The 13,013-nt window shown below is 68.9% G+C and carries 7 protein-coding genes and 4 pseudogenes; 7 read left to right on the top strand and 4 right to left on the bottom strand.

Features of this window, described 5'->3' with window-relative positions; genetic code table 11:
• Positions 1-202: 202 nt before the first annotated feature.
• Both QQK29_RS05145 and serS read right to left on the bottom strand, forming a co-directional pair.
• A pseudogene (locus tag QQK29_RS05145) lies at positions 203-847 on the bottom strand (HAD family hydrolase); the annotation flags it as partial.
• Positions 844-2,106 carry a serine--tRNA ligase gene (gene serS, locus QQK29_RS05150; protein WP_284298367.1) on the bottom strand — a complete coding sequence of 421 codons (1,263 nt, stop codon included), beginning with the start codon at positions 2,104-2,106 and terminating at the stop codon, positions 844-846. The gene serS and the pseudogene QQK29_RS05145, both read right to left, overlap by 4 nt.
• A 45-nt stretch (positions 2,107-2,151) precedes the next feature.
• On the opposite strand from serS, the gene QQK29_RS05155 reads away from it, so the two are divergent.
• Positions 2,152-3,150 (top strand): diacylglycerol/lipid kinase family protein, encoded by a 999-nt coding sequence (locus QQK29_RS05155; RefSeq protein WP_284298369.1) that lies wholly within the window; start codon positions 2,152-2,154, stop codon positions 3,148-3,150.
• Between the two features lie 129 nt (positions 3,151-3,279).
• Here the strand turns inward: QQK29_RS05155 and pheA are convergent, their stop codons facing one another.
• Positions 3,280-4,206: a prephenate dehydratase gene (gene pheA / locus QQK29_RS05160; RefSeq protein WP_284298371.1), complete on the bottom strand. Its 927-nt coding sequence runs from the start codon at positions 4,204-4,206 to the stop codon at positions 3,280-3,282.
• A 65-nt stretch (positions 4,207-4,271) separates the two neighbouring features.
• Here pheA and pgm point away from each other — a divergent pair.
• Positions 4,272-5,890 (top strand): annotated as a pseudogene (pgm, locus tag QQK29_RS05165) (phosphoglucomutase (alpha-D-glucose-1,6-bisphosphate-dependent)).
• 182 nt (positions 5,891-6,072) lie between these two features.
• Here pgm and QQK29_RS05170 read toward each other — a convergent pair.
• Entirely contained in the window at positions 6,073-6,870 is a 798-nt protein-coding gene (locus QQK29_RS05170) for a M15 family metallopeptidase (protein WP_284298372.1), read from the bottom strand.
• Positions 6,871-7,202: 332 nt separating this feature from the next.
• On the opposite strand from QQK29_RS05170, the gene QQK29_RS05175 reads away from it, so the two are divergent.
• The 5 genes and pseudogenes from QQK29_RS05175 to QQK29_RS05195 all read left to right on the top strand — a co-directional run bounded on the left by QQK29_RS05175 (position 7,203) and on the right by QQK29_RS05195 (position 12,998).
• Positions 7,203-8,516, top strand: coding sequence for an ABC transporter substrate-binding protein (locus QQK29_RS05175; protein WP_284298373.1), 1,314 nt, complete (start codon positions 7,203-7,205; stop codon positions 8,514-8,516).
• An 81-nt stretch (positions 8,517-8,597) separates the two neighbouring features.
• On the top strand, positions 8,598-9,653 hold the full coding sequence (locus tag QQK29_RS05180) for a carbohydrate ABC transporter permease (RefSeq protein ID WP_284298375.1): 1,056 nt from the start codon (positions 8,598-8,600) through the stop codon (positions 9,651-9,653).
• A gap of 2 nt (positions 9,654-9,655) precedes the next feature.
• Positions 9,656-10,528, top strand: coding sequence for a carbohydrate ABC transporter permease (locus QQK29_RS05185; protein ID WP_284298377.1), 873 nt, complete (start codon positions 9,656-9,658; stop codon positions 10,526-10,528).
• A pseudogene (locus QQK29_RS05190) lies at positions 10,528-11,946 on the top strand (GH1 family beta-glucosidase). Before QQK29_RS05185 ends, QQK29_RS05190 begins: the two are co-directional and overlap by 1 nt.
• 36 nt (positions 11,947-11,982) lie before the next feature.
• Positions 11,983-12,998 (top strand): annotated as a pseudogene (locus QQK29_RS05195) (LacI family DNA-binding transcriptional regulator).
• The last annotated feature ends 15 nt before the right edge of the window (positions 12,999-13,013 follow it).

Consider the following 13,013-nt stretch of genomic DNA (forward strand, 5'->3'; position numbering starts at 1 on the left):
CGAGTGTAAAGGAGAAGAGTCCCTCAACCCTGGAAATAGCGTGCGAGTGCCGTGGCGACGCCGACCTCGCGATCGGTGCCCGTGACGTCCGTGGCGACCTCGTGCACCTCATCCGGTGCCTGACCCATCGCGATCGCGACGCCCCCGCGGATGCCGCCCAGCGGAACATGTCGATGTCGTTGCGCCCGTCGCCGATCACCAGTACGTGATCGGGAGCGATGCCGAGCTGCTGGCGCACGTACTCCATGCCGGTGCCCTTGTTGACGCCGTCGGGGGCGATGTCGAGCCACGCCGTCCAGCCGACGTTGTAGCTGACCTTGTGCAGGCCCATGCGCTCCACGACCTCGAGGAACTCCTCGACGGCGTGCCCGGGTGAGAGCACCACGACGCGCGTCGCGGGCGTGTCGAGCAGCTCCTCGAACTCCACCTGCAGGCGATCCGCGGCAAGCGCTCCCTCGGGGAACTGGCCGGTGAAACGGAAGCGGCCCTCCGGGTCCTCCACGGCGTAGCTGGCACCCTGCAGATGCTCCCGCACCGTCGTGAGCACCTCGGTGGGGTCGAAGGTCTCGACGCGATCGCGTACGTAACCGACCGGGGCGTCTCGATCGCGGCGCATCACGATCGCCCCGTTCGCGCTCACGGCGTAACTCGGCGCGATCTCGAGCCGATCGATCACCGGCAGCGTCATCGACACCGAGCGGCCGGTGGCCGGCATGATCTCGTGACCGAGGTCGCGCACCCGCAGGATCTCGGCGGCGACCCGCGGATCGAGTTCGCCGTTCTCGGTGAGCACGGTGCCGTCGATGTCGAGCCCGATGAGCCAGCGATCCTCCGGGGCGAGGGTCATGACACGGGTTCCAGTACGTCGAGGCCGAGGAACGGACGCAGCGGCTCGGGCACGACGACCGAGCCATCCGCGCGCTGGTGCGTCTCGAGCAGCGCGACGATCCACCGGGTCGTGGCGAGCGTGCCGTTGAGGGTCGCTACGGGCGCGGTCTTGCCGTCGTCGCGCCGATGCCGGATGTCGAGGCGGCGCGCCTGGAAGGTCGTGCAGTTGCTGGTCGAGGTGAGCTCGCGGTACGCGCCCTGGGTGGGCACCCACGCCTCGAGGTCGAACTTGCGGGCGGCGCTCGTGCCGAGGTCGCCGGCCGCGGTGTCGATCACGCGATACGACAGGCCGAGGCTCTTCAGCATCCCCTCCTGCAGGGCGAGCAGGCGCTCGTGCTCCGCCTCGGCATCCGCGGGGTCGACGTAGCTGAACATCTCGAGCTTCTGGAACTGGTGCACGCGGATGATGCCCCGCGTGTCCTTGCCATGGCTGCCTGCCTCGCGCCGGTAGCAGGTCGACCAGCCGGCGTAGCGCTTGGGGCCTGCCGAGAGGTCGAGGATCTCGTCTTTGTGGTAGCCCGCGAGCGCGACCTCGCTCGTGCCGGTGAGGTAGAGCTCGTCGTCGGGCAGGTAGTAGATCTCGTCGGCGTGGGCGCCGAGGAAGCCCGTGCCCGCCATGATGTCGGGCCGCACGAGGGTCGGCGTGATGAGGGGCGTGAGCCCCGACTCGAGCGCGCGCTGCAGGCCGAGCTGCATGAGGGCGAGCTCGAGGCGTGCCCCGACGCCCTTGAGGAAGTAGAAACGTGCGCCCGACACCTTCGCGCCGCGCTCCATGTCGATCGCGTCGAGCAGCTCCCCGAGCGCGAGGTGGTCGCGGGGCGCGAAGTCGAACTCGGGCTTGCCGCCGACCTCGCGCAGGGTGACGAAGTCGTCTTCGCCGCCGGCCGGCACGCCGTCGAGCACGATGTTCGGGATGCCACCCGCCACCTCGGCGAAGCGGGCTTCGGCCTCCGAGGCGGCACGCTGCGCATCCTTCACCTGGGCCGCGAGCTGCTGCGCCTGCGCCACGAGGGCGGCCTTCTCGTCTTTCGCGGCCTTCGCGACGGTCTTGCCGAAGGCGTTCTGCTCGGCCCGCAGCGCCTCGAAGGCGGCGATCGCGGCGCGGCGGGCGGCATCCGCTTCGACAGCCTCGTCGACGAGGCCGACGGACGCACCGCGACGCTCCTGCGAAGCCTTCACGAGGTCGGGCGTCTCACGCAGCAGCACAGGGTCGATCACGGATCAAGTCTAGGAGACTGACGGCTGGGGCATCGTGGCCTACGGTTGTGCCATGACGCCCCCGACCCCTCCCGGCCGCAGCGGGCGGCGGTCGTCTACAACCCCATCAAGGTCGACATCGATCGCCTGCGGGATGCCGTGGCGGCAGCCGAGAGCGCCGCCGGGTGGGCGAAGAGTCTCTGGCTCGAGACGAGCGAGGCCGACCCCGGCATCGGGCAGGCACGTCAGGCGCTCGCGGAGCGCGTGGACGTCGTGATCGCCGCGGGCGGCGACGGCACCGTGCGCGCCGTCGCCCAGGGGCTGCAGAATTCGGGCGTCGCCCTCTCCCTGCTGCCGTCGGGCACCGGCAACCTGCTCGCCCGTAACCTCGGCCTCGACGTCAACGCGTCGCGCATGGAGGCATCCGTCGAACTCGCATTCACGGGCGTCGACTCGGCGATCGATGTGGGCGTCATCGAGATCGACCGCCCGGACGGCAGCAGCGAGACGCACTCCTTCGTGGTGATGGCGGGGCTCGGCCTCGACGCCAAGATGATCGCCAACACCAACCCCGAGCTCAAGAAGAAGGTCGGCTGGCTCGCCTACGTCGACGCGATCGGCCGCTCGCTCGTCGACAAGCAGGTGCTGCGCCTGCGCTACCGCCTCGATGGTGGCGAGGAGCGCTTCACGCGTGTGCACACCATCTTGATCGGCAACTGCGGCAGCCTTCCCGGCAACATCCTGCTGCTGCCCGACGCCGAGATCGACGACGGGCTGTTCGACATCGTGACGCTGCGCCCCGAGGGCGTCGGCGGATGGGCGCGCGTCTGGGTCGGGATCGTCTGGGAGAACGGCGTGCTGCGGCGCAGCACCTTCGGGCGCAAGCTGCTCGACCTGCGTCAGCGCCCGGTGCGTGCGTTGCGCTACCTGCGCGGGCGGCGCATCGAGGGTCGCCTCGATCGGCCGGAGGAGTTCGAGCTCGACGGCGACGAGTGCGGCGTGATCACGGCGTTCCGCGCCCACGTCGACCCGGCGGCGCTGCTCGTGCGGATGCCGCGGGAGTGAGCCCGTCAGCTGGCTTGTCAGCGGGTTGAGGAGCGAGTCGCCGTAGGCGGCACGCGTCTCGAAACCAGCGTCACCCCGGTGCGGTTTCGAGACGCGTCGGGCCGCGCCCGGCGCTCCGGGGCCACCTCGTCAGTCGTCTGTCGGCGCGCCGCTCAGGATGTCGCGCAGCCAGTCGCGCGCGTCGATGAACACCTGGTCGTCGTAGCGGCTCGTGACCTCGATGTGCTGCTTGTCGGCGCGGGGATACGAGCCGAGGAACTGCACACTGGGGCTGAACCTCTTCAGGCCGAGCAGGGCATCCGCGACCCGCTCGTCGAGCACGTGGCCGTCGAGGTCGACGATGAAGCGGTAGCGGCCGAGCGCGTCGCCGATGGGCCGCGACTCGAGCAGGCTCAGGTTGACGCCGCGTGTGGAGAACTGCTCGAGCATCTCCACGAGACCACCCGGCTCGTCGGTGGGCAGCTCGACGACGACGCTCGTCTTGTCGGCGCCCGTGCGCGGCGGGATGCCGGCCGAGCGTGACACCAGCACGAAGCGCGTGACGGCCTCGGGGTTGTCGGCGATGTCTTCCGCGATCACCTCGAGCGGGTAGTGCTGGGTGATGCCGGGCGGGGCGATGGCGGCATCCGCATTTGTGGACTCCAGCAGTTCGGCGGGCGCGGCGACGTTCGAGGTCGACGGGATGTGTCCGTGGCTCGGCAGGGTCGCATCGAGCCACAGGTGGCACTGCGCATAGGCGACCGGGTGCGCGTTGATGACCTTCACATCCTCGAGGCGCGTGCCCGGCCGGCCGACGAGCTGGAAGTTCACGGGCACGAGGTACTCGCCGATGATGCGCAGGCCCGGGATGTTGGCGAGCGCATCCTGGGTGGCCGAGACGCCGCCCTCGACGGAGTTCTCGATCGCGATCATCGCGGCCGTGCTGCGACCGCTCACGACGTCGTCGAGCGCCTCGCCCACGTTGTTGACGCTGCGCCACTCGGCTCCCTGCGCCTCGGGCACCTGCGCGAGGGCGACCCAGGTGAAGGTGCCGGCGGGGCCGAGGTAGCTGTACACCTCACCGACGATAGCGGGCGCGCCGGACCTGGACGCATTTCAGGACGGCGCGGAATGATGGGCGCATGACCTCCCGCGCAGGCACCCCCGCCCAGCCGTCCGACCTCATCGACGTGCACGCGCTCGTCGATGCGTACTACCAGCGCACGCCCGACCTCGCCGACCCCGCGCAGCGCGTCGTGTTCGGCACGAGCGGGCACCGCGGCTCGAGCCTCGACGGGGCCTTCACCGAGACGCACATCGCCGCGATCACGCAGGCGATCGTGGAGTACCGCGCCGAGCAGGGCGTGACCGGCCCGCTCTTCGTGGGGGCGGATACCCACGGCCTCTCCGCACCCGCGCAGACCACCGCGCTCGGGGTGCTCGAGGCCAATGGCGTGCACGCGGTCGCCGACGCGTACGACGACTACGTGCCGACGCCCGCGCTCAGCCGCGCGATCATCCGCCACAACACCGAGAACCCGGGGGCCCGCAGGCCGACGGCATCGTCATCACCCCGAGCCACAACCCGCCGCGTGACGGCGGCTTCAAGTACAACCCGCCGCACGGCGGCCCCGCAGACTCGGATGCGACCAGCTGGATCGCCGCGCGCGCCAACGACATCATCGCGGGCGGCAACCGCGAGGTGCGCTTCGCGGAGCCCAGCGCGATCGACAGCTACGACTTCCGTGGGGAGTACGTCGACGACCTCGCGAACGTGCTCGACATGGATGCCATCGTATCCGCGGGCCTCCGGCTCGGTGCCGACCCCCTCGGCGGGGCGAGCGTGCACTACTGGCAGCTCATCGCCGAGCGCTACGGGCTCGACCTCGACGTCGTGAACCCCGCCGTCGATCCGCAGTGGGCCTTCATGACGCTCGACTGGGACGAGAAGATCCGCATGGACCCGTCCTCGCCCTCGGCCATGGCATCCGTCGTCGCGCGCGCGGGTGACTACGCGATCCTCACCGGCAACGACGCCGATGCCGACCGGCACGGCATCGTGACGCCCGACGGCGGTCTCATGAACCCGAACCACTACCTCGCCGTCGCCGTGCAGTACCTCTACGGTCATCGTCCGGGGTGGCGTGCGGATGCGGCGGTCGGCAAGACGCTCGTCTCCAGTTCGATGATCGACCGGGTGGCGGCCTCGCTCGGCCGGCGGCTGTGGGAGGTGCCCGTCGGCTTCAAGTGGTTCGTGCCGGGGCTCGTCGACGGATCCGTCGGCTTCGGCGGCGAGGAAAGCGCGGGGGCGAGCTTCCTCACGCGCGACGGGAAGGCGTGGACGACCGACAAGGACGGCATCCTGCTCGCCCTGCTCGCGGCCGAGATCCGCGCCGTCACCGGCAAGAGCCCGAGCGAGCTCTACCGCGAGCTCACGGCCGAGTTCGGCGACCCCGCGTACGCACGCGTGGATGCCGTGGCCACCCCGGAGCAGAAGGCGCGCCTCGGCAAGCTCTCCGGCGACGACATCACCGCCGCCGAGCTCGCGGGCGATCGCATCACGGCGAAGCTCTCGCACGCGCCCGGCAACGGGGCGGCGATCGGCGGCGTGAAGGTGCAGAGCGAGCACGCCTGGTTCGCGGCGCGTCCCTCCGGCACCGAGAACGTCTACAAGATCTACGCCGAGTCGTTCCGCGGGCCCGAGCATCTCGCCGCCGTGCAGGCCGAGGCGAAGCGCATCGTCGACGCCGCGCTCGGCTGACGCCACCGCAAGCGACGCCCGCCGCCCCTCACCCGCACCGCATCTCCCACCCTCGCTACGTCGAAAATGCAGGAGTCTCGCGTCCGAGATGCCGCCGATGCAGGGATCTGCACCGCGACACGCCCGGCTTCTCCTGCATTTTCGACATAACCCATCCGTCCTCCCCGCGAAGGGTCGAGAGGCTACGGGTAGTTGGGCGCCGGGGGCCAGCCGAAGAACTCCTCGAGCGTCGACACCCCCGTGTCGTGCATCTCGGTGGCGAGCTCGACGCCCACGTAGCGCACGTGCCACGGCTCGTACTGGTAGCCCGTGACATCCGTCTTGCCGTCGGGGTAGCGGATGACGAAGCCGTACTCGTAGGCGTGCGCGGCGAGCCACTGGCCCTGCGGGGTCTGCCCGAAGCAGATCTGCAGCGCGCAGTTGAGGGGCTTCGCGGAGATGTCCATGACCCACCCGGTCTGGTGCTCGCTGTAGCCGGGTCGCGCCGTGAGCGTGTCGTTGCCCTGGTACACCCCGACCTGCGTCTGGTAGCTGCGGTAGGCCGACTGGGATTGCATCTCGAGGCCGGTCTCGGCGGTGAAGGCCGCGAACATCCGCTCGATGGCGTCGGCGGCTTCGGGCCGCATCCGGGGTTCGTACACGTAGGGCACGTTCACGACGCGCAACTCGGGCGCGTAGTCGACGGGCTGCAGGGGGTTGAGCTTGTTGACGATCACCCACGGGCTCGTGGGGTCGGTGAGCGAGAACGCGGTGGCGTCGAAGGTGGGGGTGGGCGTCGGGGTGGGGGTGGGCGTCGGGGTCTCGGATGCCGTCGGCGACGCGCTCGGCGTGGGCTGCGGTGTGGGGGTGAGCAGCAGCACGATCGCGACGACGAGGGCCGTGATGACGACGATCGCGATGCTCAGCAGGAGGGCGAATCGGCGACGGCGGCGCACGCGCGCAGAGGGTCGCCGTCGGTCGCTCGGGTGGGGTGCGGACATCGCCGTTCAGCCTAGGGCCCGGATGCCGAGCGGCCGCTCGGAACGCCCAGCCGGCTCGCCGGATACCACCCTCGACTACCCGTGTGCTGGGGGTGTGCGGACCGGTCTGCACGCCGGGTGTGGGAGCGCTCTCTTCGACCCGACCGCGACCAGCATCCTCTACTCTGACCTGGGCTTTTTCATCGATACCAATTCGTTGCCATTATTCGTGTTGACAGGGCCGCCACGGCGTGCGTATCGTTACCGACGATTTCGTGGGAGCGCTCTCACGGCCTGATCGTGGGAGCGCTCTCATCGGGATCTTCCCCATCCACGCACACAAAGGAGTGACCGTGAAGTTCTCACGACGCACCGCCGCTGTTGCCGTGGTCGCATCCACCGCATCCCTCGCCCTGGTTCTCTCCGGGTGCTCGAGCGATGGCGGAAGCGGCAACGGCGACGAGAAGATCACGCTGACGATCACGACGTTCGGCACCATGGGTCTCGACGGCCTGTACGCGCAGTACGAGGCCGACCACCCGAACATCACGATCAAGGCCACCAACATCGACACGGGCGGCAACGCGCTCACCGACTGGAAGACGAAGCAGGCCTCCGGTGGTCTGCCCGACATCCAGGCCGTCGAAGAGGGTTGGCTCGGCTCGGTCATGGAGGTCTCTGACTCGTTCACCGACCTGCGCGACTACGGCGCCGACGACATCAAGGACCGCTGGGTCGACTGGAAGGTGGGGCAGGCCACCGATCCCGACGGCCGCATCATCGGCTACGGCACCGACATCGGACCGCAGGGCCTCTGCTACAACGGCAAGCTCTTCGAGGCGGCTGGCCTGCCGAGTGACCGCGAGGGCGTGGCCGAGCTGTTCGGCGGCGCCGACGCCAGCTGGGACAAGTTCTTCGAGGTCGGCAAGACCTACCACGACGCCACCGGCAAGGCCTTCTACGACCAGTCCGGCTTCATCTGGAACTCCTTCGTGAACCAGCAGGAGGAGGGCTACTACAAGAAGGACGGCTCGCTCAACATCGAGGGCAACAAGACGCTCGAGAACTTCTGGATGCAGCTCGCTGACGCCCAGAAGGCGGGCCTCTCGGCCAACCAGGCTCAGTGGGACTGGGGCGGAGGCCAGGCGTTCGTCGACGGCACCTTCGCCGTGTTCGTCTGCCCGGGCTGGATGCTCGGTGTCGTGAAGGGCCAGGTCGAGGCCGGCGGCGGCGACGCCACCAGCGGCTGGGACTTCGCCGACGTCTTCCCCGGCGGCGCGTCGAACTGGGGTGGCTCGTTCCTGACGGTGCCGACCTCGTCGAAGCACCCCAAGGAGGCCGCTGAGCTCGCCGACTGGCTGACCCAGGCCAAGCAGGAGGTCGCTTCCTTCCAGGCCGCGGGAGCCTTCCCGAGCGTGCTCGAGGCGCAGACCGACCCCGGCGTGACCGGCGAGAGCGAGCTGACGAAGTTCTTCAACAACGCACCCGTCGGCGAGATCCTCGCCTCGCGTGCCGAAGGCGTCGTCGCGCAGTTCAAGGGCCCGGATGACGCGCTCATCCAGGAGCAGGTCGTGGGCCCGGCCCGTACCGCGCTGGACGCCGGCTCGGCCGACGGCCCGACCTCCTGGAACACGCTGATCGACACGCTGCACCAGCTGATCGGCTGACCCGAGAAGCACCACCAACGCGAGGCCCCTCGGAGCGGCACGCCCCTCCGGGGGCCTCGCACCCGGAACGAAGAGATCCCGATGACCACGACATCCCCCGCCACCCGGGCGTCCACCTCGAAGAGCGCGCTCAGCCTGCGACAACGGCTGAATCGCGCCGACGTCAAGTACTCGCCGTACGTCTACGTCGCGCCCTTCTTCATCCTGTTCGGGCTCGTCGGCCTCTTCCCCCTCGTCTACACCTTCGTCGTCTCCCTCAACGACTGGGACCTGCTCAAGGGCGCCGGCGACTGGGTCGGCTTCGACAACTACGCGATCGAGCTCGCCGACCCGTGGTTCTGGAACTCGCTGTTCAACACCTTCAGCATCTTCCTGCTCTCGGCGATCCCGCAGCTGATCGCGGCGACCTTCATCGCCGCCGTGCTCGACCAGAACCTGCGCGGCAAGTCCTTCTGGCGCCTCAGTGTTCTCCTGCCCTACGTCGTGACCCCCGCGGCCGTCGCCCTCATCTTCTCGAGCATCTTCTCCGAGCAGTACGGCCTCGTGAACAACCTGCTCGGCTCGCTCGGCCTCGACCCGGTGCTCTGGAAGCACGACACCTTCCCCGGCCACTTCGCGATCGCCACCATGGTCAACTGGCGCTGGACCGGCTACAACGCGCTCATCCTGCTCGCCGCGATGCAGGCCGTACCGACCGACCTCTACGAGTCGGCGGCTCTCGACGGCGCGGGCCGCATCCGCCGCTTCTTCTCCATCACGCTGCCGAGCATCCGTCCGACGTTCATCTTCGTGCTCATCACGGCGACCATCGGCGGCCTGCAGATCTTCACCGAGCCCAAGCTCTTCGACGCCACCCGCGCGACCCCGGGCGGGGCCTACCACCAGTTCGAGACCACGACGCTCTACATCTGGAACATGGCGTTCAACCAGGACCGCTTCGGTCGCGCGGCCGCCATCGCGTTCATCCTGCTCGTGATCATCGTGCTCATCGGGCTCGTGAACTACTTCCTCTCCAAGGGGATCGCGACCAACGAGACCAAGGTCTCGCGCCGCCGAGCCGCGAAACGACTTGAGCGCCATCGTGCCGCCGGTCGCGCCGCCGTCCCCGCATCCATCGAGATCCAGCAGGAGCGCTGACCATGACCACCGCTACCGCCTCGCGCCGCATCCCGGCCGCGAAGTCACCGCACCGCATCCGGGGACAGAAGCCCGGGTTCCTCACCTACGGGCTGCTCACCGCCTGGTTCGTGGGCAGCGCCTACCCGCTCTGGTGGTCGTTCGTGGCCGGATCGAGCGACACGACCGTGCTCACGCTCGACTACCCGCCGCTGCTGCCGGGCGGCAAGTTCTGGGAGAACGCCGCCGAGGTGTTCAACACGATCGACTTCTGGCGGGCGCTCGGCGTGAGCGTGATCGTCTCGAGCACGATCACGGTCTCGGTGCTCTTCTTCTCGACGCTCGCCGGTTACGCGTTCGCGAAGCTGCGCTTCCGCGGCCGCAACGGGCTCATGCTGTTCGTGATCCTGACGCTCGCCGTGCCGACGCAGCTCGGCATCATCCCCCTCTTCATCCTCATGAAGCAGTTCGGCTGGACCGGTTCGATCGGCGCCATCATCGTGCCGACGCTCGTGACGGCGTTCGGCGTGTTCTTCATGCGTCAGTACCTCGTGGATGTCATCCCCGATGAGCTCATCGAGGCGGCCCGCATGGATGGTGCGAACCAGTTCCGTACGTTCTGGCACGTCGGCGTTCCCGCCGCGCGGCCCGCCATGGCGATCCTCGGTCTCTTCACCTTCATGACGGCCTGGACCGACTACCTCTGGCCGCTCATCATCGCCGGATCCAACCCCACGCTGCAGGTGGCGCTGAGCCAGCTGCAGTCGGCGAAGTACGTCAACTACACGATCGTGCTGTGCGGTGCGGTGCTCGCCACGATCCCGCTGCTCATCCTGTTCTTCTTCGCCGGGCGCATGCTCGTGTCGGGCATCATGGCCGGGGCGGTGAAGGGCTGATGGCGCTCGCTCTGCCGGACGGCTTCGCGTGGCCGGCCGGGTTCATCTGGGGTGCCGCGACCGCGGCCGCCCAGGTCGAGGGCGCCGCCCATGAAGACGGCAAGCTCGACTCGATCTGGGATCACTTCGCCCGCACGCCCGGGAACGTCGCCCACGGCGACACCCCCGAGGTCGCCGTCGACCACTACCACCGCATGCCCGACGATGTTCAGCTCATGAAGAGCCTCGGACTCGACTCCTACCGCTTCTCGGTGAGCTGGGCGCGCGTCAAGCCCGCCGACGGTCCCGTCAACCCGAAGGGCATCGACTTCTACAGTCGCCTCGTCGACGAGCTGCTCGAGAACGGCATCCTGCCCTGGCTCACCCTCTACCACTGGGATCTTCCGCAAGCGGTCGAGGACACCGGCGGCTGGGCGAACCGTGACACCTCGCAGCGCTTCCTCGACTACGCGATCGCGGTGCACGAGGCTCTCGGCGACCGGGTGGACCACTGGACCACCTTCAACGAGCCCCTGTGCTCCTCCCTCATCGCCTACGCGGGAGGCGAGCACGCCCCGGGCGGCAGGAGCCGCGTGCCGGGCTCGCGGCGTTGCACCACCAGCACCTCGCGCACGGTCTCGCCGTGCAGGAGCTGCGGACACGGGGTGCGCACGAGCTCGGCATCACCCTGAACCTCACGAACGCCGTCCCGAACGACCCCAGCGATCCCGTCGACCTCGATGCGGCGCGTCGCCTGGATGCGCTGTGGAACCGCGCGTACCTCGAGCCGATCCTGCTGGGCGCCTATCCCGCGGACTTCCTCGAGGACGTGGCAGGCCACGGCTTCGAGCAGATCGTTCGGGACGGCGACCTCGCCACCATCCACCAGAAGATCGACTTCCTGGGCGTGAACCACTACCACGACGACAACGTGTCGGGGCATCCGCTGCCTGCCGGGCATCCGAAGGGCTCTCCCCACCGACAAGCCGACCTCGTCGTGGTTCGTGGGCTCGGAGTTCATCACCGGCCCGACGCGCAACCTGCCGCAGACGGCCATGGGGTGGGAGATCAACCCCGACGGCCTGCGCACGCTGCTCGTGCGGCTCGGCCGCGAGTATCCGCAGCTGCCGACCCTCTACATCACCGAGAACGGCTCGGCGTGGGATGACGTGGTCACCCCCGACGGCCAGGTGCACGACGAGCAGCGGGTCGACTTCCTCGAGCGTCACCTCGAGGCGGTCGCCCACGCCATCGACGAGGGTGCGGACGTGCGGGGCTACTTCGCGTGGTCGCTCATGGACAACTTCGAGTGGGCGTGGGGGTACGAGAAGCGGTTCGGAATCATCTACGTGGACTACGAGACGCAGGAGCGCATCGTCAAGGATTCGGGTCGCCGGTTCGCGGAGATCGCCGCTGCCACGCGTACTCTCGCCTCATAGGATGTACGGGCCGACCCCGGCCAGGAGGACGCAGGAATGACCCCGGACCAGCAAGGAAGCGCTCCGACGCTCGAGCAGGTCGCGAAGGTCGCCGGAGTCTCCCGGTCCACCGTCTCACGTGTCATCAACGACTCCCCGAAGGTGACCCCGGAGGCTCTCGCGGCGGTGCGCAAGGCGATCGACGAGCTCGGCTACGTGCCGAACCGGGCGGCACGCATCCTCGCGAGCCGACGAACGCAGTCGATCGCCCTCGTGATCCCCGAGAACACGGCGCGCTTCTTCGCCGACCCGTACTTCGCGACCGTCGTGCAGGGCATCGCGATGTACCTCTCCGACACCGACTACACCCTGAGCCTCGTGATCGCCGCCGAGAGAGACGGCGAGAAGACCCGGCGCTACCTCCAGGCGGGCAACGTCGACGGGGCGCTCATCCTGTCGCACCACTCCGACGATCGCTCGTACACGCAGCTCGCGCGGTCGATCCCCGTGGTCTTCGGCGGGCGGCCGATGAGTCACGAGGGCTCGGAGGCGTACTACATCGACGTCGACAACGTCGAGGCCGCGCGTAACGTGACCCGCCGCCTCATCGACAAGGGGCGTCGCCGCATCGCCACGATTGCCGGCCCCTCCGATATGTCGGCCGGTCTCGACCGCCTCGAAGGGTGGACGCAGGCGCTCGATGCGGTCGGCATGCCCACCGATCTCGTCGAGCATGGCGACTTCAGCCCCGCGGGCGGTGAGGCCGCGATGCGGCGTCTGCTCGAGCGCGGTGCCCCGATCGACGGCGTGTTCGCGGCGAACTCGCTCATGGCCCAGGGTGCCCTCAACGTGCTGCGCAGTCACGGCAAGGCGGTGCCGCAGGACCTCGGGCTCGTGACCTTCGACAACGACTACGCCGCGCAGTCATCCAACCCCCGCTCACGACTGTCGAACAGCCGACGGTCGAACAGGGGCGCCGGATGGTCGACGTGCTGCTGCATCTCATCGACGGCGGCACGGTGTCGCAGATCACCATGATGCCCACGCGCATCATCGAGCGCGGCTCCGAATAAGCGGATACCGTCGAG

The organism is Homoserinibacter gongjuensis (genome assembly GCF_030161875.1).
In the GTDB taxonomy this organism is placed as follows: domain Bacteria; phylum Actinomycetota; class Actinomycetes; order Actinomycetales; family Microbacteriaceae; genus Homoserinibacter; species Homoserinibacter gongjuensis.